Raw genomic sequence first — 23210 nt, 5'->3', positions numbered from 1 at the left:
TTAATCACTCCGACATTCATCAATCAACATTCATCAATCAAGATTCATCAATCAGCATTCATCAATCAATCATTACTAATCAATCAAAAACCATCCATTATGAAAACGCAAGTAAACAACAAGCCGCAAGTAAAAACAAACAAAGTACTAGGAATCTATACCGTATTTATGGTGAGCCTTAGCATCTCTTATATAGTAACCACATTCTTGCATTTAGGAAACTAATTATTACGTAATTCATCAATCAACATTCATCAATCAATCATCAATCAAAAAATCTTATTATGATCCAAATTATCATCACTGCATTAGAACTTATCTTCGGATAAATAATTGACCTCTTCACACCGCCGAGTTAAGGCCTGCTCTGTGTGTGTTTTTTAAAAACTTACTTTAGATATAGCACGTTTTCGCGAAAGCGTACTAATCACATCCTTCCCATTCTTTCCGATAGTATATTTTCAGCTACATTTGGGCTTTTATAAATTTGGCACGCTCGTTGGAGTTGTCATCACCAATCAATACCCATTGTACGATGAAAAATTTATTTCTCGCAATCCTTACTACCGTATTTGTAGTAAGCTGCAATTCGGTAAAAAAGACTACTGCAACGCTTAATAGCGGTAATTATGATGATGCCATCGCAATTACTCTTAAGAAGTTGCAACGAAATCCAGATAAAAAGAATAAGCAAGATTTTGTACTCCTTCTTGAAGATGCATTTGCAAAAGCATCTGCGCGCGATACAGATCGTATTTCATTTCTCGTAAAAGAAAATCAGCAGTCAAATCTTGAAGAAATATATGAGACCTATGTATCGTTACAAAGACGTCAAGATCGTATAAGACCTATCTTACCTTTACAAGTAATTGACGAGAATAGATCTGCACGTTTTGAATTTGTAAACTACACAGATAAACTCATATCTTCTAAGGAAAAACTAGCTGCTTCGTTATATAGTAGTAGCCTTGATGCCATAACCGCTGCATCATCAAAAGAGGATTATCGTAATATTTATGATGATCTAGCTTATTTAAATACGCTTAAGCCAGGTTATAAAGACATCAAAAATATGATGGAATCTGTACATCTTAAAGGGACAGACTTTGTTGCTGTTACTTTATTTAATGATAGTAACATAGCGTTACCAGTGCGATTAGAAAACGAGCTGTTAGACTTCTCTACCTACGGCCTTAACGATTTCTGGACCGTGTATCATAGCAATCCGCTTAATGAGGTATCCTACGACTACAATATGGAAGTTGCTTTTACAGAGATTAATATTTCACCAGAACGCATCAAAGAAAGAGAGGTGCAACAAGAAAAACTAATTAAAGACGGTACCATCGTTCTAAAGGATGAAGATGGTAATGTGGTTTATGATGAGGATGGTGAGAAAGTACTGGTAGATAATATGATTACGGTACGTTGCACGTACTTTGAGTTTATCCAGAACAAAGCTGTAAATGTAGTAGGCCGCGTGCGCTATTCTGATAGTAATACTAATCAGGTCTTGCAGTCGCTTCCGCTAGCATCTGAGTTTATTTTTGATCACAGATATGCTACCTATAGAGGTGATAGAAGAGCACTAGAAGATGAGCTTTATGACCGTACTCGCAATAGAGCAGTTCCGTTTCCTACTAATGAGCAAATGGTGTACGACGCTGGTGAAGACCTCAAAAACCGTATAAAAGACATTATTTTAAGAAATAATAACTAGTCTTTATAAATAGATAAAAGCCGTAACGCATAGCGTTACGGCTTTGTTTTTTAGCTACTTTTGACGGTATGCAAACACTCTATAAATTTCTTGCCAAAGTTAATAAGGCAGTACTTCCCTCCTATTCAAAACGTGGTCTCGACCTTACACAAGCTAGTAAAGTACAGCTTGCGATTATCGGGTATAGAATCTGGGTTACAAAAAGAGCGTTAGATTAAATCTTTTCGGCGAGTGCTTGTGCACTTATCGCTCCATGACTATCTGCATAAACCGCTGTCCCATTTTTGATTAAAATCATCTGAGGACTTTGGTGTATTACTTGAAATTTATATCCTACTTCGTTAGACACTTCTCTATACGCCTTAAGGTCTAAATAATAAATATCTAACTGATTAGGGTCTATATCGTACTGAGATTCTAACTGGCGTATTACCATACGGCTTATACCGCAAGTTGTAGAATGCTTGAAAATTGCCTGTGGCTTCGTTTCAGAATCTTTTGCGATTTGATCGAGTTGCTCTAATGTGGTTAATTGCTTCCAAGGCATAGGTGCTTTTTCCTCTTTTGGCTCCTTATCTCCTCCAAACATTGAATTGAATATTCCCATTGTAATTAAGTTCTTTTTTACAAAGGTAGTCGTTGTGTCTGTGTTACGCTTTCGCGAAAGCGTGAAATAGTTCTTAAATAAGTCATAAAGTCAGCTGATACAAGAGTTTACAAGACATTTTGTCTATAAGCCGCTGTGGAATAATAATTGACTTTAGTCCATCAAACAAAGGACAAACCAAGACATTAAAGAGAGGTACTTATCTCTTTTAAAGTCTATTAAACATATACTATGAATATAAATAATTATACCATAAAATCACAGGAGGCCATCCAAAGAGCACAGCAAATTGCTCAGGAAATGGGCCACCAGCAGATAGAAAATGAGCATATTTTTAAAGCAATCTTTGAAATAGATGAGCACGTTACACCATTCTTACTTCAAAAGCTTGATGTAAATATTCCGTTATTCCAGCAAGTTTTAGATAGTACGTTACAGAGCTATCCTAAAGTATCTGGTGGAGATATTGTACTAGGTCGCGAGGCAAATAAAGCACTCACGGAGGCTAGTATTATTGCTAAAAAAATGAACGATGAGTATGTCTCTATCGAGCATTTGATACTCGCAATCTTTAGCACTAAAAGCAAAGTAGCTCAAATCTTAAAAGATCAAGGAGTGACAGAAAAGCATTTACGCGCAGCGATTGACGAAGTACGTAAAGGAAATCGTGTAACTTCTCAAAGCGCTGAAGAAACCTATAATTCTTTAAACAAATACGCAAAAAACTTAAATGAACTTGCGCGTAATGGTAAACTAGATCCTGTAATAGGACGTGACGAAGAGATACGACGCATATTACAAATCTTAACGCGTCGTACAAAGAACAATCCTATACTCGTAGGAGAGCCAGGTACTGGTAAAACAGCCATTGCCGAAGGTCTTGCACATAGAATTGTAGATGGTGACATCCCAGAAAACCTACAGAACAAGCAAATATTTGCCCTCGATATGGGTGCACTTATTGCTGGAGCAAAATTTAAAGGAGAGTTTGAAGAACGTCTTAAAGCGGTTATTAAAGAAGTAACAGAAAGTGATGGCGATATCGTACTCTTTATAGATGAGATACACACACTGGTGGGAGCCGGTGGTGGTCAAGGCGCAATGGATGCGGCAAACATCTTAAAACCTGCACTAGCCCGTGGCGAACTTCGCGCCATAGGTGCTACTACGCTTGATGAGTATCAAAAATACTTTGAAGCAGATAAGGCACTTGAACGTAGGTTCCAAAAAGTGGTGGTAGATGAGCCAGATACAGAAAGTGCTATTTCTATCCTTAGAGGTATTAAAGATAAGTACGAGACACATCACAAGGTGCGTATTAAGGATGATGCAATCATCGCAGCGGTAAAGTTATCTCAACGCTATATTACAAGCAGATTTTTACCAGACAAGGCAATTGACCTTATGGATGAAGCTGCTGCAAAAATGCGTATGGAAATCAACTCTAAGCCAGAAGAGCTTGACGTATTAGACCGTCGTGTGATGCAGCTAGAGATTGAGATTGAGGCAATCAAGCGAGAGAAAGATGAAGATAAGCTCAAAAGCCTACGTGCAGATCTAGCAAACCTTAAGGAAGAACGCAATGATCTTAACGCACAGTGGCAATCTGAAAAGGACATTGTAGAGAGTGTACAGACTGCAAAGCAAGACATAGAAAACTATAAAATAGAAGCAGAAATTGCCGAGCGAGAAGGTAATTATGGTCTTGTGGCAGAGCTACGCTATGGTAAAATAAAAGATGCTCAAGAGCACCTTGAGGAGCTACAAAAGGATCTTGCAAGTCAAGCAGATACTTCGCTTATTAAGGAAGAAGTAACCAGCGAAGACATTGCAGAGGTAGTTGCAAAATGGACAGGAATCCCAGTGCAAAAAATGCTACAGGGAGAACGTGAGAAGTTACTTCAGCTAGAAGACGAGCTGCACAAACGTGTGGTAGGACAACGAGAAGCTATTGTAGCAGTAAGTGATGCCGTACGACGCAGTCGTGCAGGATTGCAAGATCAGAAAAAACCAATTGGTTCGTTCTTATTTTTAGGAACAACCGGTGTAGGTAAAACAGAACTTGCAAAGGCACTGGCAGAGTATCTCTTTGATGATGAGAATGCGATGACGCGCATAGATATGAGTGAGTATCAAGAGCGTCACAGTGTGAGCCGTCTAGTGGGAGCGCCTCCAGGATATGTGGGATATGACGAAGGTGGCCAGCTTACGGAAGCCGTGCGACGTCGTCCATACTCTGTAGTTTTACTAGATGAGATTGAAAAAGCACACCCAGATACTTTTAACGTGTTATTACAAGTGCTTGATGAAGGTAGACTTACAGATAACAAAGGCCGCACTGCCGACTTTAGAAATGCCATTATAATTATGACTTCAAATATGGGTAGTCATATCATAAAAGAGCGTTTTGAGGCAATTCCAGATGTAGATGCTGCGATGGAGTCTGCAAAGGTTGACGTATTAGGTTTATTAAAACAAAACATAAGACCAGAATTCTTAAATAGAATCGACGATATTGTGATGTTTAGTCCGCTTACGCGAAAGGATATTAGGGATATTGTGAAGTTGCAGTTTAAAGGGATTCAAAAAATGCTCTCTCAACAGAACATTACCCTAGATGCTACAAAACAAGCAATAGACTTTATCTCGGAAGCAGGTTTCCAGCCAGAATATGGTGCAAGACCTGTAAAACGAGCAATGCAGCGCGAGGTGCTCAACCAGTTATCAAAAGAAATTTTGAGCGGTAAAGTTGCATCAGACAGTGTGATATTAGTAGATTCCTTTGACGACAAACTCGTTTTTAGAAACGAAGGAGAACGCACAGGAGAAGAAGAATAAGGATTAATTGACGATGATGAAAAGTGGATATCTAGCGATAGGTATCCACTTTTTTTGTGGTTTAAAGGGACTACCCAAAATCTGTTTTTGACTATTCTAGAATCGTCATCTCTACTCTACGATTCTTAGTTTCTTCCCAGTCTAATGGTTCTGTATAGGCCTTTCCACGATATTTCAATCTACCTGCCGAAATTCCGTTTTTTATGAGATAATCATATACCATTTTACCCCTATCTTCAGATAGTGTCATACTACCTGTTCTGTTATTATATCCATCTAGTTGTGGTTCTCTATCAGGGGAGCAACAAATATGGCCTGTTATTAAAATCTTTCTAGTAGGATATCCTTCTAAAAAACGTACTACTTTTCTAAGCGTTATAACACTGCTACTACCCAGCATTTTGTCTGTTCCACCTTTAAAGAAAACGCCAAATAAAACAGTTGTTTCATTAATTTCTAATTCGCTATAAGAAGTAATATCAAGATTTCGTGAAGACAACATTCGTCTTTTATTTCCTTCATTTTTTGGTTCATTTACAATAAAGTTAGAACTATCTGGAATATTCTTTTCTTTAACTATTACAGAAATATCTACGCGTCGTGCTCTCCACGAAGCATCTTGTAGCTCACCTATTGCTTGAAGCGTATCTATTGTAAAGGCTTTAAGGAACTCTTTTGTTGCTGCTACTCTTCGTTGTGCTAGTTTCAGGTTATAATCTCTTCCTGCAAATTGATCTGTATACCCCTTTAAAACAAGTCTAATAGAATCTCTATCATGATGTTTGACTAAACTATCTAGCTTTACTCTCTCCTTAGATACAACCTCATAACTGTCTGTATTAAAATATATGGATAAGTAGCTTACTTCCTGAGTATGAACAAGCATGGAAGTAAATAGAAGTATAATTGTTAAACGCATAGATAACAGCTTTAACGGTAAAGATGTAGAAAAATTATTTTTTGTGAAATAAAATGGAATAAAAAAAGATTACATAATCAATAGCGATTGAAAGTATAAGATGAATTTTATTAATATTCTCATCATTCGGACTTCCCTATGTTACGCTTTCGCGAAAACGTCATCTTTCTTAGATATTTGTATATTTAAATAATCAAATAAAAAACAGACTCACTAGCATTTACGATAGTTACCGGAGATGCACTTGGTTTACGTAGTGGTTTGTTGAGATGCCTAATCACTCATCAAACTGATAAAAACTCTTTTTGTATATTTGATGAGTTAACTCAATTAATATGGATATTCAATCAACAAAAATAGAATTAGTAAAAACTATCTTAGCGATAGAAAATAGTGATTTTATTCAAAAAGTAGCTGACTTTGTAAATGCTGAAAAAGTTGATTTTTGGAATGAATTAACTACTTCTGAACAAAGTGAAATTAAAGAAGGAATTAATCAGCTTGATAGTGGAAAACGAGTTTCTTTTGATTCATTCTTGAAAAAGATTTCTTAATGAAGGTATTCTTATCTGAATTAGCAGAAAGAAAACTCCTGAAACTATCCGAATATCTTTTAGAAAATTGGAATTCAAAAACACGTGATCAGTTTATTGAAAAGCTAACTGAAAAAATTAAACAGATATCTTTTCAACCAGAAAGCTGCCCTCAATCCTCAGAACTCAAAGGCTTGTATAAGTGTGTTGTAACAAAACAAACTACCTTTTATTATAGAATTTCGACAGAACTAGACGAAATTGAAATCATTACAATTTTTGATACAAGACAAAATCCTGACAAACTAAGAAAGGATATTTAAAAAAACTCACCATACATAAAACACTGCGGCTGTTTGCCAAAAAGCACACGTTTCAATTATAGAAAGTTCAATTGTGATTGCAGTTAGACATGACAATACATAAGTCGTCCCGATTTACACCGGAAATTGAAAACTGTATGGTGCACGCCTCCACAGGTAAGTGTAATAATGAAAATTTAAACAGGAGCATCGGAAACCTTGATAATTATCGGGAAATGCACTTACATTATGTCTTAGTCTGTTGTGTAGCAATTGAAATGAACTCAGAAATAAAAAGAAACATACGAAATAGATGGATCTCATCCTTTTTTGAAATTGCTCACTTGGAATTTCAAAACCGACTTTGGATTAATGCAGACCATAAAAATTCAGTTGGAGATTATAGCGAATGTGTTTGTAGTTATTTTGACGATTTAGATTTGGAAAATGGATATTCTTACTTTATTAAAAACGGAATAATATCAGAATTGGAATATGAAATTGTAAAGGCATTACACGCTAATTTTAAAGAATATATAGAACGTACAGAAAAATGGAATTTATCGGACAAAGATATTCTTAAAGATGTTGATTGGATTAACATTACTAACATTGGATTGAAATCGTGGAAAGAATTAAAAAAGAAAACGGAATCGATTCGTGATAAAGAATTAATGACTCAATTAGAAAATAAATTTTTAGAATAAGATACGTCACCTTACAATATTAGCTCTTAATCAATTAGAGAAACACCTACTAAAATTATCCCTAAGCCCCACTAAGGCTCGATAAATGTATATAGGTGCGTGTTTGGTAGCAATAGCTATCTTTGTAAGACATACCTATGATGATGAAAAAAATACAATGCCTATTTATATTGTTCTTTGCGCTAGCGCTTAACGCCCAAGATAACTACTACATTTTTCAAGGCGACACCTATGACGAAGAAAGCTTTCAAGCTAAACTAAGATCTATTGAGGAGGTTTATGGTGCGCAAGGAAGCTGGAAATACACAAAAGCCAACTTTAAAGTTCGCCATTCTCGTGTGCGACAAGACTCAATTATACAAGAGGTCGAGGTGATGCTATCGCAATCTAATAGCGCGCCTCTAGACATTAATGTGGGTGTGAATGGTTTAATTAATAAACCCCTACCCGACTTTCAGCTGCAAGATCTTGCAAATGGATTAAAGTCTAAAGAGAGTTATAATGATAAAATTACACTCATCAACTTATGGTTTACAAGCTGCCCTCCTTGTATCGCAGAGATTCCATATCTCAATGATCTTAAAAAGCAATATGAGGATCGCGTAAATTTTGTAGCCATCACTTTTGAACCAAAAAGCAAAATCGATGCTTTTTTGACTAAGAAACCTTTTGATTTTGAACACCTAGTAGATGGTGCGAGCTATTTAAAACAAGACTTAAAAACCAATACGTATCCTAAGCTCGTATTTATGGATCGCAATGGTACTGTGCGTTTTGTAGAAAATGCAGTAATGGCTCAAGGCAGAGGCCCAGCCGCAGAGGTCACAGAAATTCTTAAGGAACACCTAGATTACTTACTCGCAGATAACTAATGGAAAACACCGTAGAACCAACTCCAGATTACTCCCCACTTGAGGAAAAACTCAACATTTGGACGCATGGTTTTGGTTTTGTTGCAAGTGTAGTTGCATTGGGTTTTTTATGTTTTCGCGAAAGCGTATCAACCACAGCAACCATTAGTCTTATTATTTTTGGAGTAAGTATGTCTGTGCTATATTTTGCATCTACGGCTTACCACAGCGCTGTAAAACCTATACGTAGAGCTAGACTAAAGATATTTGATCACGCGGCTATCTATGTGCTCATTGCAGGTACTTACACTCCTTTTACACTTGTAACTCTAGAAGGAAATACTGGATGGTGGATTTTTGGGATTGCATGGTCTATTGCTTTATTCGGAATAATATTAAAACTCTTTTTTACAGGAAGGTTTGATATTCTTTCTACCATACTGTATGTAGCGATGGGATGGCTTATTGTTTTTGCATATAAACCATTACTAGCAAACCTTGACCCAGCTGGTGTGCAATGGCTTTTTACTGGAGGTATTTTATATACGATAGGTGCTGTTCTTTATAGCATTTCTCGCATTCCTTATAATCATGCTATTTTTCATGTGTTTGTTTTGGGAGGGACGGCTTCTCACTTTATTGCAGTTTACAACTACGTAGGAGTTTAAAACTTTTCGAGGATTATAAAACAAAAAATGCCCCTCAATGAGGGGCATTTTTATTGCTAATAATAAGAATCTACAATAGCTTAGTTAAAGATATAACGTAGTCCTAATTGTGCTTGCCATCTGTTTAAAAGACTTGCATCTGTTCCAAATGTTTGCGTAAGCTCTTCGTTGAATGTGTATGTAGGTACACCGTCTGCAACGCTTACACTTACTGGCTGGATACTGTTAGGTTGCTCAACAAGTCCCCAATCAGAATTGATGAAGTTTCCTAAGTTAAGAACGTCTACACTAAACTGGATTGTGTTTTTCTTTCCTTTTACATCAAAATTAAAATCTTGTAATAAACGGAAATCTACACGACTTCTCCATGGTGCAAGTGCTCCATAACGCTCTGCATATTGACCACGATTATCACTTAAATAATCATCTTGCTCGATGTACTGGTTAAATGCTGCTGCTTGTTCTGGTGTAGCAAAATTTTGCTGTGATACCTCTCCAGCAGTTGGGATGTAAATAAGGTCGTTAAAGTTACTTCCGTCACCGTTAACATCACCAGCATACGTATAGTTAAAACGTCCTCCTCTAGCCCACTCTGCAAATGTAGAAATGGTAGTAGCAAACTTGCCATCACCATACTCAAATTTCTTTGAAGCTACAGCAATCACTCTGTGTTGATCACCATAACGTGAGTTTGATAATACTGCATCATTTGCATTACCACGTATTGCATTTGCGTTAAAAGCATCACCTGTAATCTCTGCATCAATAGAGTTTACATTTTTAGAATCTAGGTAGTTATATGCTACACTTGCATAAAGTCCGTTACCAAATGATTTTTCTGCTTTTAATGTAGCGTTAATAGTACGACCGTTATCAGAATTTGTAAATACATATGCATTTGTAGGTCCTCCAAAGGCATTAGTAGAAAAATCTGAAGCTTGATAGATAGGTCTGTTATCTACACCTTGTAATGTAGCAGAAGGATTATCAAGTGCCCAGTTTTGAACGTGTGCAGCGTTAAGATCTTTTGTGTAAGAGAAGTCTCCTGTAAGTACCACACCATTGTCTAGGCGGTAATCTACACCTATATTAGATCTCCATACTTGTGGCCATTTGAAATCTTGATCTACCGTTTGGTAAAAGAAAAAGTCAACGCCTTGTACTTGGTTTCCTAACCATACAAAAGGAAAACGACCTGTAAATATCCCTGTTCCTCCACGTACTTGGAAAGTCTTATCTCCTTCTACATCCCAGTTAAAACCTAATCTAGGTGAGAATAAGAATCCATTGTCTGGAAGTACTGTACTATCTAGAAGAATATCTTCTCCAGTTGATGGATCTACATAAACGTTTTCTGGTTGGTACGTTCCTTTACGATCAATGTTCTCTTGAATTTTATCTTCTGTATCAAAGTATAATGGCTTATCAAGACGTAGTCCTAGTGTAAGCGTTAAATCGTCTGTTGCTTTCCATTGATCTTGTCCATAAAGAGAAAACTGCCCTACGTTAGTTTCGGCAAGAGCCCATCCATTAGGGTCGCCAATAGGAAGCCCATTATTCTCGTTAAATTCTGCCTCTGCAGATAAGAAAGTACCTTGATATTGGTTTACTAAGAAATCTTGAAAAGCGACAAGATCAGTTTCTCCCGTTGTATCATTTACATAATCTGTATCAAGCACTCCATCACCATCAAAATCCATGTCTTGATCGATTGCTACACTTCCAAATAAATCAAAACCGTAACCTGTTAAGTTAAATGAGTTGTAAAAACTAAATTTCTCAAATGATGTTCCTAAAGTAAATGTGTGACTTCCAGAAACAATATTCAAGTTGTTTGTGATTTGGAAAACTTGTTGCTCAAGTACATTTGAAATTGAGAATGGCTCATGACCAGCTATGATATAGTTTTGTCCTCCTTTTGTAATGTTTATAGACGGACCTGGTGTAGAAAAAGGTTTTCTAAAATCATCAAAGAACGTGTACCCTACTTGTAATTTGTTTGAAATGTTACTAGCAATGTCGCTATTCCACTCAAACTGGAAAGAATCTATGTTGTTGTTAATTTCATATCCTGCATTTTCAAACTGCAGTGTAGTCTGGTTAGGTCCACGTAATGCAATAGCATTTGGGTTTGCTGGATTTTCCTTAGAAGAGCGTAGTAAGTTATAAACAAGCGCTACACGGTTCTTGTCATTCACGTTCCAATCTAACTTGAAAAGTGCTTTTGTAGAACCTGCATCAAAGTTAAATCCTTCATATCTTCCTGGCTCATAAAAAGAACCATCTGCATACTGGATACTTCCTAGTGCAGCAGAAACAGCATCAAGATCTGCTGGTAATACGCGAGACTCATTGATTGCTCCAGTATTTCTGTTAGGTGCCCATGGAGCTCCAAGATCTGATCTAGATTCCTTTTCAAAGTTTGCAAAGAAAAATAGTTTGTTTTTGATAATAGGTCCTCCTATAGAGATACCATAAGTATTCTGGCTTTGATCTGCTTTAAAAACATCATCTCCAGCAACTTTACCTCCTGTAAGATCTTCATTTCTGTAAAAACCGTAAACAGTTCCTTTTACTTCATTAGTTCCACTTTTTGTTACAGCATTTACAGAAGCTCCTGTAAATCCAGATAGCGTTACATCATAAGGAGCAGTACTTACTTGAATTTGCTCAATAGCATCAAGAGATATAGGTTGAGAACCTGTTTGTCCTCCTGGAGTTGCTGCATCAAGTCCAAATGGATTGTTAAAAACCGCGCCATCAAGACTAAAGTTATTGTACTGATCATTACGACCTCCAAAAGATCCGTTACTAGAAGCACTAGGCTCTAAACGGTAAAAATCTGCTGCAGATCTAGATATTGTAGGAAGTGACTTTAATTGTCTCTCACCTACATTTGTCGCTGCACCTGTACGGCCATCACTAAATGTGTTGTTGCGAGAACCTGTAATTACTACTTCTTCTAGCGCATTGCTATCTTCACTAAGAGTTACTTCAACGTTATACGTTTCTCCTAAGTTAAGATTTACACCTGTAAACTCTTGACTTTGGAAACCTACATAGCTCATTGTGATCGTATAAGGTCCACCCACACGTAGGTTTAATAGACTAAAACGACCGTCAAAGTCTGTAATAGCACCATACTTTGTACCTGTAGGAGTGTGTACTGCTAGTACGTTTGCTCCCGGCAAAGTCTCGCTACCTCCATTTACTACTCCCGAAATAGAGGAAGTAGTTACTTGTGCTTGCAAACTAAAAGCGCCAAGTACTACAATTAATAAGAAAATTTTTTTGAACATAAAGTTTGAATTTGTTTCCGTAAAAATACTAGAGTAAATCAAGGTAGACGCTCATTTTAGTAACATTTCTTTAGCATTTTCTTAACAATTGTTAAATACTTTTTAGGTGCGCTTTCGCGAAAGCGTAAAATCATCATAAACAATATCGATAACACCTCATTACCATCATGTTATAAATCCAAAATTTTCTAAAATAACTTATTTAATTCACAAACAACAATTTCACATGTCCTCTATAAAATATGATAACTCATGAATGAATAATTATCTTTGCAGTCTATGACAAGTAACCAAAAAACGCAAAAACAAATCCTTGCCAAGCTAGGGATTAAGACCCTCAATGAGATGCAAGAAGCAGCTCAACTAGCAATACAATCTGCAAGAGAGGTGATATTACTATCTCCTACGGGTACTGGTAAAACACTCGCTTTTTTATTACCTGTAATAGAAGCACTTGATCCAGATTGTGAAGAAGTGCAATTATTAATTGTCGTTCCTTCTCGAGAACTTGCTATCCAGATAGAAAATGTAGCTCGTAACATGGGGACAGGATATAAAATTCATGCTGCTTATGGTGGGCAAAGTTTTAATACAGATAGGCAAGCTATAAAACATCGCCCAGCTATTTTAATAGGTACGCCTGGTAGACTAGCAGACCATATGCGCAGAGAGACATTTTCTACAGATCACATTAAAACTTTAATTCTAGACGAATTTGATAAATCACTAGAGGTAGGTTTTGAAGGAGAAATGACAGAAATCCTTAGTTTTCTACCAGCTCTAGAAAAGAAAGTGCTTACCTCTGCTACACAAGGAATAGAAATCCCAAAGTTTGTAGGCCTTACTACTCCGGTGGAAGTAGACTACTTGCATGAAGGAGGATCAAAACTTGAGATAAAAGCTATTTTATCCCCAGATAAGGATAAGCTAGATATGCTTGTTAAGGCGTTGTGCCATCTAGGCGATCAGCCAGGGATTATCTTTTGCAATTTCAAAGGGACTATCGCACGTATAAGTGAATACCTTAGTGATCGTGGTATTGCTCACGGGACTTTTTATGGTGGTATGGAACAAAGAGAGCGTGAGCTGTCATTACTTAAGTTTCGTAACGGTACACACCAATTACTACTTGCTACTGATCTTGCAGCCCGTGGTATTGATGTGCCAGAAATAAAATTTATACTTCACTACCACTTACCTATTCATGCAGAAGAATTTACGCACCGTAATGGTCGTACTGCTCGTATGCGGTCTGAAGGTACAGCATACGTATTACACTGGAAAGATGAAAAACTGCCAGAGTTTATGCCACAAATGGATGAAGAGTTTATACATGACAAAGGTATCCCTGACGGATCACAGTGGCATACTTTAGAACTTTCTGGAGGGCGTAAGGATAAGATTTCTAAAGGTGATATTGCTGGTTTCTTTTTTAAAGAAGGAAATATAGACAGAGCACACCTAGGAACTATTGAAGTAAAAAACACACAATCATTTGTATCTGTACATAAAAGTATCGCAGAAGAAATGATAAAAAGACTAGATAACAAGCGACTTAAAAAGGCAAAATTAAGAATACAACACGCTTAGAGAAGCCTTTAAAAAAAAAGGATTGTAAAACTACGTTTTATGAATAGTCTTTACAATCCTTTTTTAATGATAACTAATTTGGTCTATAAGAATTACTTTACCTCTACAAAGCGAGCAAACCATTTATAAAGGTCTCCTCGAGTTATCACAGCACCTTCACTTATAAGTTTAAACTTATCTGCATTACGATCTGCGCTATAATCTTTACTTGCACTCATAAAGACAACATCATCATCCCCTAAGTTTTCTTTAAGCCATGCATAGCCTTCGGCAGTGGTGATGTCTATATCTTCCTTATTGATTTTTACGGCAATAAGTGACATATTATTTTCTCCTAGTAAGAATAAGTGCATCTGGTTAGGAGATACGTGCTCAAGGTATTGCGCTTTAGTAAGCACACCTTCCCACACAAGATCTGAGAAAACATCTATTTCCTCTTCGGCTACTTGTGGTTGTTTTTCTTTGATGGTTGCCCATTCATCACCAGTGATAGATTGCGTTGCTAGAAAATTTATAAATTCTGGCTTTAGTTCTTCTAGTTGTTCTTTTGTAAGGCGAGCGTATTTCATTGTGAATCACTTTTTCGCGTAAGCGTATTAAAAAATAAATTTCATAAAAAAGCCGTCCTTACGGTTGTAAGAACGGCTTTTCATATAATGTCTAATGACTTAGTTAGCCTCTGCTACTACGTCAAAAGGAAGTGTAGCTACCACATTCTTGTGGAAACGTACTTTTGCTTCATAGTTACCTAAGCGTTTTACAACGTTTCCTGCGATAGAAATAAATTTCTTATCGATAGAAACACCTTCTTTTGCTAGGTATTCTGCAACGTCTGCATTGTTAATAGATCCAAAAAGCTTGTCTCCATCTCCAGTTTTTGCAGTAATCTTAACTTCAAGTCCATTAAGTTTATCTGCTTGCTTCTGTGCATCGTCCACAAATTTTTGTTCTTTGTGAGCGCGTTGCTTAAGGTTCTCTGCAAGTACTTTCTTTGCGCTAGGCGTTGCAAGTACAGCATGACCGTTAGGGATTAGGTAGTTTCTACCGTATCCGTTTTTTACTTCTACTAGATCGTCTGCAAATCCTAGATTTTCAACGTCCTTCTTTAATATAAGTTCCATCTGTTATCTAGTTTCTATTTGTATAAATCAGTTACATAAGGCATCAATGCAAGGTGACGTGCGCGTTTTACTGCTACAGACACTTTACGTTGGTACTTTAAAGAAGTTCCTGTAAGACGACGAGGTAACAATTTACCTTGCTCGTTTACAAAACCTGCTAGCCAGTCTGCATCTTTGTAATCTACATACTTGATACCAGATTTCTTAAAGCGACAGTATTTCTTTGCTTTGTTAGTTTCAATATTAAGAGGTGTAAGATATCTGATATCTCCGTCCTTCTTTCCTTTAGCTTGTTGTTGTAAAGATGCCATAACTTACGCTTTTTGCTTTTTTAGTTTTTCACGTCTTCTTTCAGCCCACGAGATCGCGTGCTTATCAAGTGTTACCGTTAAGTAACGCATCACACGTTCGTCACGGCGAAAAGCTAGTTCGTAATCATTGATAGCTTGTCCATCAACAGTAAATTCAAGTAAGTGGTAAAAACCGCTTTTCTTGTTTTGGATAGGATATGCAAGCTTTTTTAAGCCCCAATCCTCTTTACTAATCATCTTAGCGCCCTTTTCTTTAAGAAGACCTTCGTACTTCTTTACTGTTTCCTTTATCTGATCATCAGATAAAACGGGATTCAAGATGAAAACAGTTTCGTAATGGTTCATATAATATGAGTTTAATTAAAAATGAGTGCAAAAGTAACGATTTACTTTTAATATTCAAATAGCAATTAGTTTATAAATTTAAAAAAAAAGCTACCTTAATTATAGAACCTCGTTTTTAGCTTTGCTTTCGCGAAAAAGTGAATTTATAAAACCACGCAATTACTATATAATAAGGACACTTCTCAAGTAGTTCTAAGTATCATCTAGTTCATAGATTATAATTAAAGTTAAGTCGTTTAAAAACTGAAATTTTAGGTCTCTTTAATTTGTCTAAACCTACGCTCAATCGTCAATAGTCAAATTTTTACCGATTAAGACGTTAAAATCGCCGTTCCCTATGAGAATAAAGGAAAAATCATTCGACCAATCGCACAAATAATCGACGAAAGTCGCATTTTTGTTGGTAAATAGGTTATTTTTACCTAATATTGACGCACTTAACCTAATTAAATATTGATCGCCGTGGAAGGAGTACTATTAGACTGCGCAGTTGTAGATGATTCAAGTTTACAACGTCTAGCTATCGTAAAGATGATTAATGATCATCCTAATTTACGCCTAGTTGCCGAATATAATAACGCCATAGAAACTAAAAATGGCCTTATCGAGACAAAAGTGGACCTACTTTTTCTTGATATTGAAATGCCTATCCTATCTGGATTTGATTTACTTGATGATCTTATCCATAAGCCACAGATTATATTTGTGACGGGTAAAACAAAATATGCTTACAAAGCTTTTAACTATAACGCAATCGATTACTTACGTAAGCCCCTCACTAAGGATCGCTTTACAAATGCTGTTTACAAAGCCATAAGCCTGCATAAACTTAAAACTGAAGGTGCTGTAGAAGATGATGACTACATCTTTGTAAAAAGTAACCTTAAGAAAAAGAAAGTGATGCTCAATGAGCTTAAATATATCACTGCCCTTGGAGACTATGTAAAATTAGTTACTGTGCATGATCCTATTGTTGTGCTTGCAACGATGAAATCTTTTGTAGCACAATTACCACCGGAACGTTTTATGCGTATACACAAGTCTTATATTATCAATATAGACAAGGTAGATAAATACAATAGTAGAAATATTGAGATAGACGGAGAGAAAATTCCTTTATCAAGACATAAAAAGTCAGAGCTTATAGATGCTCTATCTGCATAAATAGACGTTAGACAAAATTTAGATATAAAATTTAAAATCCCGCTCGTTGAGTGGGATTTTTTATATCTAAAATGAAGTGAAAATTTCATCTAATAACAATCCACATCTATCACAAGCCGTACACTTCTGTAAGGAGCAATCGCATTAAAACTAGTGACAACTCGCTTTATAGCCTTCTTTGTTTCTAAAAGTTTCTGGCGGCGGCTTATCTTAATTAGTACATTACGTCTATATTGATTCCTTATTCTAGCTACAGAAGGCGTCTCAGGCCCTAAAACAGTATCTGCTCCTAGTGTTTGACGCAATGCTTTTGCGAGCCAGATACTCGCCTCTTCTATTTTTTGATAATCTCGATGCTTTAAAGTAATACGTATCAATCTATGAAAAGGTGGATACTTAAAATTACGTCGTTCTTCTAATTGCTCCTTGTACATCTCTTCAAACTTATTTGCAGAAACCTGCTGTAGGATCTGATGGTAAGGATTATAAGTCTGCACGAGTACTTTACCTTGTTTTTCTGTTCGCCCTGCCCTACCCGACACTTGTGCAATCAACTGGTAACTACGTTCATGTGCTCTAAAATCTGGAAAATTAAGCATGCTATCTGCATTCATAATTCCCACAAGAGTCACATTTCTAAAGTCTAAACCTTTAGTTAGCATTTGTGTACCTACAAGAATATCTATTTGCTCTTGTTCAAAGGCAGTAATGAGCTTTTCAAATCCATATTTGCCACGAGTAGTATCAGAATCCATTCTTGCAATAGATTTATCTGGATATAGCTCTTTGAGTTCCAATTCTATTTGCTCTGTACCAAAACCCTTAGTAGTAAGCTCTGCACTTCCACAAGCCATACATTTCTGCTGTAAAGCGATATTATAACCACAATAATGACAACGTAGCTGTGACCTGTATTTATGATAGGTAAGACTTACATCACAATTAGGACATTGTGGCGCGTGACCACAAGTAGTACATTCTAATATAGGTGAGAAACCTCTACGGTTTTGAAAGAGAATTACCTGCTCCCCTAGTGCTAGTGCATCTGTAATTGCGCGTATTAAGGTATCAGAAAAGTGACCCGTCATCTCACGCTTTTTGCTTTTCTCCTTAATATCTACAAGATTAATCTCAGGCATTAAAATACCTCCATGTCTTTGTTTTAAAGACACATAACCATATTTCCCTTGCTGTGCGTTGTATACTGTTTCTATAGATGGCGTTGCAGAACCTAATAACACTTTTGCCTTAAACATGGCACCTAGCACAATAGCAGCATCACGAGCATGATATCTTGGTGCAGGGTCGTATTGCTTGAAACTACTTTCATGCTCCTCATCTACTACAATAAATTTTAAGTCTCTAAAGGGTAATAAAAGAGCACTACGCGCCCCTATAATAATTTGAGCTTTATCTAGCTTTTTCAATACATTATTCCACACCTCTACTCGCTCATTTACTGAGTATTTAGAATGAAAAATCGCTACGCGCTCACCAAAGTATGTTTGTAGCCTAGTTATTAACTGGGTAGTAAGTGCTATTTCCGGAAGTAAATACAGTATTTGATCACCAGAATCAAGCATCTCTTCTATGAGCTGCACATATATTTCTGTCTTTCCTGAAGCAGTTACTCCATGCAACAAGGCGACATCTTTTGTTTCAAAATGACTTTTTATTTCATCATAAGCCGTCTGCTGATATTCGTTGAGAACCTTTGTTTCAAAAACTTCGCCGTCAAAACCTACACGGTCCTGTCGTTTTTGATAGGTTTGAAAAACACCTTTATCAACCAGTGCCTTGAGCTGACTAGCAGTAGCGCCAGATGCTTTTTGTAAGTCCTGAGATGATATTGGTTTATTTGTTTTCGCTTTAAGCGAGAAAAATGTGAGCACCATCTCTCGTTGTTTTGGAGCTCGCGATAATTCCTCTAGCACAGTTGTAAGTCCCTCCTCGCCTTCGTATGCTGGGGCAATAGTGATAAATTTTACAAGCTTAGGTACATATTGCTCATAAATCTCTTCTTGCATCTCGATCACACCTTGATCAATTAAACGCTGTATAGAAGGTAGGATTTTTTTCTTATCAAGAATATCCATTACCTCATGAACCTTTAATTCTGAACGATGCTGTAATGCTTCATATATGAGAAACTCATCATCCTTAAGCGATGTCTCATCTATGTCAAGCCCATCTTCCTTAAGTCTTATCACAGTCTCGCTTTCCAGTAAGAAAGCCTTAGGGAGTGCAGCGCGCATGACCTCTCCTTCGGTACACATATAGTAATCTGCAATCCAACTCCAGAATTTCAGCTGCTCTTCAGTGACTATAGGGTCCTCATCTAGAATTTGCTGTATTTCCTTGGCTTCATAAATGGTAGGTGCCTGCTCATGTTTGTTTTTTACGATAGAAGCATATACTTTCTTTTTACCAAAAGGAACAGCAACCCGCATCCCTTTTTGAATATAGTTATACTCTGCCTCAGAGACGAGGTACGTAAACGTATTCTCTACAGGGATAGGAAGTATAACATCTATAAAATAAGGCATAGTAAATTGTGATAAGAAAGTATGAATATACAAAGTTACAGAAGCAGATCAAACGTAGGTGCTAATCGTAAATAAAAAGACTATTAATGTTTGACATACGCTTTCGCGAAAGCATAAAAAAAGCCGCTCCCAAAAGAAACGGCTTCCTATATTAAACAGCATCATCACTAGCGTCTTACCCACTGTTGCGTTCTAAACAAGAATGCTATATACCCTCGTACGTTTAAGATGTTTTTATCATCCTCGTCAATCCATAATTTAGCTTTATATTCCTTTCCTTTTTCTGGATCAAAAATAGTTCCTCCCTCATATTCGTCATCATCTTTTTCAAGACTCTTAATGATATCAAGACCTATGAGTGGTTTATCATAGTCTTCACCTTTACAGTAAATACAAGTCTTGTCACGATTTGCTGGATTTAATATATCTATAATCTTACCAAATACTTTATCATCCTTTTTATAGATTTCTATGATTGACATTGCCTCACCAGTCTCATCATCTATAGTTTTCCATTGACCAAAAATAGTTCCTTGTTGCGCTTGTATGCTCACTGCAAAAAATAGCAGCATAAGTAGGGTTATGTGTTTTTTCATAGTATTCAAGTTTTAAGATTCTAAAATTAATGTGATTTACAGAGAGATTATAATGCATAAAAAATGGCGAATCACAAGTGATCGCCATTTTTAATATGATTGTGATTATTAGTTTTTACCTAACATCGCATCTTTAAGATCATCATCTGCTGGGTCGTTACCTAACCAGATTCCGAAAAGAGCTTTCTTAAAATCAAGACCTGCAATAGATCCTACTTCTTTTCCGTTTTTATAAACTACAGTTCCTTTACCTTTGATGTAAGCAATATCAAAAACGTTTGTTTTTACAATCTTATCGCTAAAAAAACCTTTGAACTGCTCAATCTTCGCATCTAGCGAACTTGTGTTTCCATTCATTGAAGCATCAAAACCATCATCTACAGCTCCTATCATTTTCTTACTAGAAACCATTCCAGAAACGATGTCTAATTTAAGCGCCATAGTCTCGTCTGCATTTATGATAGCTGCAGCATCACTCTTTTTTGACGCTAGATATAATCCTCCAGCATAAAGGTCAAATACTACCTTCTCTCTCATACCAGCACCGTTAAGGATGAGTTCTGTACCTCCCATTGTTACTGAGTTAGGTAAGGTTGCATCTCCTACTACTGTTTGTGCCTGGCTAACTGTAAGACTACATACGGCTACTAAAGCTAATAAATACTTTTTCATAATTTGTGTGTGTGTGTGTGTGTGTGTGTGTTATTTAATTTGTACTAGGGTTTTTATGTAAAATTCGTAATTTTTGAAGGGTAGCGTTAAGCTCATATCCCAATAAAATCAAATTTGAATTTAACCAAATATAAAGCATCATTATTAATAATGCACCAATAGAGCCATACAACTCATTATATGTGCCAAAATTATCAATATAAATACCAAATAAATAAGTAGTTATCATAAATAATATTGTTGTCATCAATGCTCCTGGTGAAAAGAAACGGCTTTTACGCCCTTCTTTGGTTCCAAAATAATATAGCGTAGCAATTACCGAATAAATCATAATGATTAAAAACAGGTTCTTACCTATACTTAATAGCGCGATATCCATATCATTACTCATAAAGTCACGCTCTCTCAATGAATTAAGTAATAATTCAAAATAAATCACTACTGATATAGTAGTAACCAACAACAATGCCAGAATAATAGAAGTCCCTAAAGCAACCGCATATTGTCTAAAGAAATTACGACTTATCTCATTGTAATGAGAACCCTCAAAACCACTAAAAATAGCATTAACACCGTTTGCCGTTAAAAACAAGGCAAGCAAACCAGCAAAGGAAGCAAGACCTGCTCTCTCATTCTGTGAGATATCGATTATGATAGGTTTAAAGAAATCTAAGGATTGCGCAGGTATGAGCTCATAAATAAAAGCCATGAATTTGATATCAAAATTCTCTATAGGCACATAAGGCACTAGATTGAGTAAAAATAACAAAGCCGGAAAAATGGCCATAAAAAAACTATAAGCAATAGAACTTGCGCGAGATCCCAGAGCTCCTTGGATAATCCCATTAAAATATGCGCGTAGCAAGTAAAGAAGCGTCATTCCCTCAAACCCAGGAATAACGACACTATCCAAGATACTCACAAGCCAACAAAAAGGCTTGAATCTCATTAAACGTTGCTCTATCGTCTTATCTGATGCCATTAAACTGCTTTCAGACTAAGATCTAAGTTATAGACAGAGTGCGTGAGCGCTCCACTAGAAATAAAATCTACACCACAAAGAGCGTACTCACGTATCGTCTCTTCATTAATACCACCAGAAGATTCTGTAAGGCATTTATCGCCTATTAGTGCTACTGCTGTGCGAGTATCCTCATAATTAAAATTATCTATAAGAATACGATATACATGCTCGTGATTTTCAAGTATTTCTTTAATCTCTTCTAGACTTCTAGCCTCTACAATAATCTTAAGATCTCGCTGCTCTTCCTTAAGATAATCTACTGTTTTGAGAATCGCTTTTGTAACACCACCCGCAAAATCGATGTGATTATCTTTAAGCATAATCATATCATACAGCGCAAAACGGTGATTCTCACCACCACCTATTTTTACAGCCCATTTTTCTAGCGCTCTTATTCCTGGTGTGGTCTTTCTTGTGTCTAGAATTTTAGTATCTGTTCCTTCTAAAAGGTTCACAAAGAACTTTGTCTTCGTCGCAATAGCACTCATACGCTGCATAGCATTAAGCACTAAGCGTTCCGCTTTGAGAATGCTCTGGCTTGAACCAGATACATAAAATGCAATATCACCATATTTTACAGCGTCTCCATCCTTTAATACGTCCTCTACTTCTAATGAAGGATCTACGTGTGCAAATACCGCTTTTGCGAAAGCGCAACCCGCAAGAATACCTTCATCCTTTACAAGTAATTTTGCTTTTCCAGTGGCGGTGGCTGGTATACAAGCCAGTGAGCTATGGTCTCCATCACCTACATCCTCTCTTATAGCATTTGCAATTATACCTTCTATCTCAATCTGAAATTGTGCTTCTGAAATCATATTTGTATTATTCCTTTGATGTAAAAATAAGCAAAAGGTAAAGCTTCTTACTTCTGTATGGTAGTTTTGTATTTTTGCCACATGAATATTAAACTTCTCTGCGTAGGCAAGACCGATAATAAACAGTTGCAAGCACTGATAGATGCGTATAGTAAACGGCTCAATTTTTATGTGAAATACTCCATAGAAATTCTCCCGGATATTAAGAATGTCAAAAATCTTAGTGAGCAAGAACAGAAAAACAAGGAAGGCGACCTTATTTTATCAAAAATAGGGCCTTATGATCACCTCTTGCTATTTGATGAAAATGGAAAAACGTTTACAAGCGTAGGCTTTTCAAAATTTCTACAAAAGAAAATGAATAGTGGTATTAAGACCCTAGTCTTTGTTATAGGTGGTCCTTATGGATTTTCGCAAGAGGTTTATGCAAAAGCACAAGGAAAAGTATCCTTATCATCCATGACCTTTTCTCACCAGATGGTTAGACTCTTTATTACTGAGCAAATTTATAGAGGTTATACTATATTAAAAGGGGAACCATATCATCATCAATAAGGATAATTTCTAAAATAAGAATGA

General features: G+C 36.5%; 24 protein-coding genes. 12 read left to right on the top strand and 12 right to left on the bottom strand.

Annotated elements, in window-relative coordinates; genetic code table 11:
• Window positions 1-99: 99 nt before the first annotated feature.
• The 3 genes from KRODI_RS15780 to KRODI_RS13130 all read left to right on the top strand — a co-directional run bounded on the left by KRODI_RS15780 (window position 100) and on the right by KRODI_RS13130 (window position 1938).
• Window positions 100-225: a hypothetical protein gene (locus KRODI_RS15780; RefSeq protein WP_013752100.1), complete on the top strand. Its 126-nt coding sequence runs from the start codon at window positions 100-102 to the stop codon at window positions 223-225.
• Between the two features lie 310 nt (window positions 226-535).
• The gene (locus tag KRODI_RS13135) at window positions 536-1720 is read left to right on the top strand and encodes a hypothetical protein (RefSeq protein WP_013752099.1); all 1185 of its coding nucleotides are present in this window, start codon (window positions 536-538) and stop codon (window positions 1718-1720) included.
• Between the two features lie 68 nt (window positions 1721-1788).
• Complete coding sequence (locus KRODI_RS13130) at window positions 1789-1938, top strand: hypothetical protein (RefSeq protein ID WP_013752098.1); 150 nt, start codon at window positions 1789-1791, stop codon at window positions 1936-1938.
• On the opposite strand, the gene ytxJ is transcribed toward KRODI_RS13130, so the two are convergent.
• Window positions 1935-2327 (bottom strand): bacillithiol system redox-active protein YtxJ, encoded by a 393-nt coding sequence (gene ytxJ / locus KRODI_RS13125; RefSeq protein ID WP_013752097.1) that lies wholly within the window; start codon window positions 2325-2327, stop codon window positions 1935-1937. The genes KRODI_RS13130 and ytxJ overlap by 4 nt on opposite strands.
• 231 nt (window positions 2328-2558) lie before the next feature.
• Here ytxJ and clpB point away from each other — a divergent pair, with 231 nt between their 5' ends.
• The gene (gene clpB / locus KRODI_RS13120; protein ID WP_013752096.1) at window positions 2559-5165 is read left to right on the top strand and encodes an ATP-dependent chaperone ClpB; all 2607 of its coding nucleotides are present in this window, start codon (window positions 2559-2561) and stop codon (window positions 5163-5165) included.
• A gap of 91 nt (window positions 5166-5256) precedes the next feature.
• Here clpB and KRODI_RS13115 read toward each other — a convergent pair whose 3' ends face one another.
• On the bottom strand, window positions 5257-6084 hold the full coding sequence (locus KRODI_RS13115; RefSeq protein ID WP_013752095.1) for an OmpA family protein: 828 nt from the start codon (window positions 6082-6084) through the stop codon (window positions 5257-5259).
• Between the two features lie 335 nt (window positions 6085-6419).
• On the opposite strand from KRODI_RS13115, the gene KRODI_RS13110 reads away from it, so the two are divergent.
• The 5 genes from KRODI_RS13110 to trhA all read left to right on the top strand — a co-directional run bounded on the left by KRODI_RS13110 (window position 6420) and on the right by trhA (window position 9145).
• The gene (locus KRODI_RS13110) at window positions 6420-6638 is read left to right on the top strand and encodes a hypothetical protein (protein WP_013752094.1); all 219 of its coding nucleotides are present in this window, start codon (window positions 6420-6422) and stop codon (window positions 6636-6638) included.
• On the top strand, window positions 6638-6940 hold the full coding sequence (locus tag KRODI_RS13105; RefSeq protein ID WP_013752093.1) for a type II toxin-antitoxin system RelE/ParE family toxin: 303 nt from the start codon (window positions 6638-6640) through the stop codon (window positions 6938-6940). The genes KRODI_RS13110 and KRODI_RS13105 overlap by 1 nt, the downstream gene beginning before the upstream one ends.
• Before the next feature lie 257 nt (window positions 6941-7197).
• Complete coding sequence (locus KRODI_RS13100; protein WP_148236002.1) at window positions 7198-7626, top strand: hypothetical protein; 429 nt, start codon at window positions 7198-7200, stop codon at window positions 7624-7626.
• 143 nt (window positions 7627-7769) lie between these two features.
• The gene (locus KRODI_RS15165; protein ID WP_158307013.1) at window positions 7770-8498 is read left to right on the top strand and encodes a TlpA family protein disulfide reductase; all 729 of its coding nucleotides are present in this window, start codon (window positions 7770-7772) and stop codon (window positions 8496-8498) included.
• Window positions 8498-9145 (top strand): PAQR family membrane homeostasis protein TrhA, encoded by a 648-nt coding sequence (trhA, locus tag KRODI_RS13090; protein ID WP_013752090.1) that lies wholly within the window; start codon window positions 8498-8500, stop codon window positions 9143-9145. The genes KRODI_RS15165 and trhA overlap by 1 nt, the downstream gene beginning before the upstream one ends.
• Window positions 9146-9225: 80 nt before the next feature.
• On the opposite strand, the gene KRODI_RS13085 is transcribed toward trhA, so the two are convergent.
• A complete protein-coding gene (locus KRODI_RS13085) occupies window positions 9226-12444 on the bottom strand; it encodes a TonB-dependent receptor (RefSeq protein ID WP_013752089.1) in 3219 nt (1072 codons plus the stop codon).
• Window positions 12445-12723: 279 nt separating this feature from the next.
• On the opposite strand from KRODI_RS13085, the gene KRODI_RS13080 reads away from it, so the two are divergent.
• Window positions 12724-14034, top strand: a complete 1311-nt coding sequence (locus tag KRODI_RS13080) for a DEAD/DEAH box helicase (protein ID WP_013752088.1) — start codon at window positions 12724-12726, stop codon at window positions 14032-14034.
• A gap of 92 nt (window positions 14035-14126) precedes the next feature.
• On the opposite strand, the gene KRODI_RS13075 is transcribed toward KRODI_RS13080, so the two are convergent.
• The 4 genes from KRODI_RS13075 to rpsF all read right to left on the bottom strand — a co-directional run bounded on the left by KRODI_RS13075 (window position 14127) and on the right by rpsF (window position 15811).
• Window positions 14127-14603: a DUF6495 family protein gene (locus KRODI_RS13075; protein WP_013752087.1), complete on the bottom strand. Its 477-nt coding sequence runs from the start codon at window positions 14601-14603 to the stop codon at window positions 14127-14129.
• Between the two features lie 99 nt (window positions 14604-14702).
• Window positions 14703-15155 carry a 50S ribosomal protein L9 gene (gene rplI / locus KRODI_RS13070; RefSeq protein ID WP_013752086.1) on the bottom strand — a complete coding sequence of 151 codons (453 nt, stop codon included), beginning with the start codon at window positions 15153-15155 and terminating at the stop codon, window positions 14703-14705.
• Window positions 15156-15169: 14 nt separating this feature from the next.
• Window positions 15170-15466 carry a 30S ribosomal protein S18 gene (gene rpsR / locus KRODI_RS13065; protein ID WP_013752085.1) on the bottom strand — a complete coding sequence of 99 codons (297 nt, stop codon included), beginning with the start codon at window positions 15464-15466 and terminating at the stop codon, window positions 15170-15172.
• Window positions 15467-15469: 3 nt separating this feature from the next.
• On the bottom strand, window positions 15470-15811 hold the full coding sequence (rpsF, locus tag KRODI_RS13060) for a 30S ribosomal protein S6 (RefSeq protein WP_013752084.1): 342 nt from the start codon (window positions 15809-15811) through the stop codon (window positions 15470-15472).
• Between the two features lie 462 nt (window positions 15812-16273).
• Here rpsF and KRODI_RS13055 point away from each other — a divergent pair, with 462 nt between their 5' ends.
• Window positions 16274-16975, top strand: coding sequence for a LytR/AlgR family response regulator transcription factor (locus tag KRODI_RS13055; RefSeq protein WP_013752083.1), 702 nt, complete (start codon window positions 16274-16276; stop codon window positions 16973-16975).
• Between the two features lie 89 nt (window positions 16976-17064).
• Here KRODI_RS13055 and priA read toward each other — a convergent pair whose 3' ends face one another.
• From priA to nadC, 5 genes are all read right to left on the bottom strand, one after another.
• On the bottom strand, window positions 17065-19521 hold the full coding sequence (gene priA, locus KRODI_RS13050) for a primosomal protein N' (RefSeq protein WP_013752082.1): 2457 nt from the start codon (window positions 19519-19521) through the stop codon (window positions 17065-17067).
• Between the two features lie 167 nt (window positions 19522-19688).
• Window positions 19689-20117 carry a DUF2147 domain-containing protein gene (locus KRODI_RS13045; protein WP_013752081.1) on the bottom strand — a complete coding sequence of 143 codons (429 nt, stop codon included), beginning with the start codon at window positions 20115-20117 and terminating at the stop codon, window positions 19689-19691.
• Between the two features lie 108 nt (window positions 20118-20225).
• Window positions 20226-20789 (bottom strand): chalcone isomerase family protein, encoded by a 564-nt coding sequence (locus KRODI_RS13040; RefSeq protein ID WP_013752080.1) that lies wholly within the window; start codon window positions 20787-20789, stop codon window positions 20226-20228.
• Window positions 20790-20823: 34 nt separating this feature from the next.
• Window positions 20824-21771: a YihY/virulence factor BrkB family protein gene (locus tag KRODI_RS13035; RefSeq protein ID WP_013752079.1), complete on the bottom strand. Its 948-nt coding sequence runs from the start codon at window positions 21769-21771 to the stop codon at window positions 20824-20826.
• Complete coding sequence (gene nadC, locus KRODI_RS13030) at window positions 21771-22631, bottom strand: carboxylating nicotinate-nucleotide diphosphorylase (protein ID WP_013752078.1); 861 nt, start codon at window positions 22629-22631, stop codon at window positions 21771-21773. Before nadC ends, KRODI_RS13035 begins: the two co-directional genes overlap by 1 nt.
• A gap of 81 nt (window positions 22632-22712) precedes the next feature.
• Between nadC and rlmH the strand changes: the two genes are divergently transcribed.
• Window positions 22713-23186 (top strand): 23S rRNA (pseudouridine(1915)-N(3))-methyltransferase RlmH, encoded by a 474-nt coding sequence (gene rlmH / locus KRODI_RS13025; RefSeq protein WP_013752077.1) that lies wholly within the window; start codon window positions 22713-22715, stop codon window positions 23184-23186.
• Window positions 23187-23210 lie beyond the last annotated feature (24 nt).

The organism is Dokdonia sp. 4H-3-7-5, from assembly GCF_000212355.1.
GTDB lineage: Bacteria > Bacteroidota > Bacteroidia > Flavobacteriales > Flavobacteriaceae > Dokdonia.
This window is presented reverse-complemented; position numbering and strand designations above follow the sequence as displayed.

Bases quoted from the DNA above. Each gene is read 5' to 3' on its own strand.
- KRODI_RS13045 (WP_013752081.1), bottom strand. From the start codon at position 20,117: ATGAAAAAACACATAACCCTACTTATGCTGCTATTTTTTGCAGTGAGC.
- clpB (WP_013752096.1), top strand. From the start codon at position 2,559: ATGAATATAAATAATTATACCATAAAATCACAGGAGGCCATCCAAAGA.
- KRODI_RS15165 (WP_158307013.1), top strand. From the start codon at position 7,770: ATGAAAAAAATACAATGCCTATTTATATTGTTCTTTGCGCTAGCGCTT.
- KRODI_RS13105 (WP_013752093.1), top strand. From the start codon at position 6,638: ATGAAGGTATTCTTATCTGAATTAGCAGAAAGAAAACTCCTGAAACTA.
- KRODI_RS15780 (WP_013752100.1), top strand. From the start codon at position 100: ATGAAAACGCAAGTAAACAACAAGCCGCAAGTAAAAACAAACAAAGTA.
- KRODI_RS13035 (WP_013752079.1), bottom strand. From the start codon at position 21,771: ATGGCATCAGATAAGACGATAGAGCAACGTTTAATGAGATTCAAGCCT.
- KRODI_RS13100 (WP_148236002.1), top strand. From the start codon at position 7,198: ATGAACTCAGAAATAAAAAGAAACATACGAAATAGATGGATCTCATCC.
- KRODI_RS13110 (WP_013752094.1), top strand. From the start codon at position 6,420: ATGGATATTCAATCAACAAAAATAGAATTAGTAAAAACTATCTTAGCG.
- rpsR (WP_013752085.1), bottom strand. From the start codon at position 15,466: ATGGCATCTTTACAACAACAAGCTAAAGGAAAGAAGGACGGAGATATC.
- rpsF (WP_013752084.1), bottom strand. From the start codon at position 15,811: ATGAACCATTACGAAACTGTTTTCATCTTGAATCCCGTTTTATCTGAT.
- rplI (WP_013752086.1), bottom strand. From the start codon at position 15,155: ATGGAACTTATATTAAAGAAGGACGTTGAAAATCTAGGATTTGCAGAC.
- KRODI_RS13075 (WP_013752087.1), bottom strand. From the start codon at position 14,603: ATGAAATACGCTCGCCTTACAAAAGAACAACTAGAAGAACTAAAGCCA.
- priA (WP_013752082.1), bottom strand. From the start codon at position 19,521: ATGCCTTATTTTATAGATGTTATACTTCCTATCCCTGTAGAGAATACG.
- ytxJ (WP_013752097.1), bottom strand. From the start codon at position 2,327: ATGGGAATATTCAATTCAATGTTTGGAGGAGATAAGGAGCCAAAAGAG.
- KRODI_RS13130 (WP_013752098.1), top strand. From the start codon at position 1,789: ATGCAAACACTCTATAAATTTCTTGCCAAAGTTAATAAGGCAGTACTT.
- KRODI_RS13115 (WP_013752095.1), bottom strand. From the start codon at position 6,084: ATGCGTTTAACAATTATACTTCTATTTACTTCCATGCTTGTTCATACT.
- KRODI_RS13085 (WP_013752089.1), bottom strand. From the start codon at position 12,444: ATGTTCAAAAAAATTTTCTTATTAATTGTAGTACTTGGCGCTTTTAGT.
- KRODI_RS13040 (WP_013752080.1), bottom strand. From the start codon at position 20,789: ATGAAAAAGTATTTATTAGCTTTAGTAGCCGTATGTAGTCTTACAGTT.
- KRODI_RS13080 (WP_013752088.1), top strand. From the start codon at position 12,724: ATGACAAGTAACCAAAAAACGCAAAAACAAATCCTTGCCAAGCTAGGG.
- KRODI_RS13135 (WP_013752099.1), top strand. From the start codon at position 536: ATGAAAAATTTATTTCTCGCAATCCTTACTACCGTATTTGTAGTAAGC.
- rlmH (WP_013752077.1), top strand. From the start codon at position 22,713: ATGAATATTAAACTTCTCTGCGTAGGCAAGACCGATAATAAACAGTTG.
- trhA (WP_013752090.1), top strand. From the start codon at position 8,498: ATGGAAAACACCGTAGAACCAACTCCAGATTACTCCCCACTTGAGGAA.
- nadC (WP_013752078.1), bottom strand. From the start codon at position 22,631: ATGATTTCAGAAGCACAATTTCAGATTGAGATAGAAGGTATAATTGCA.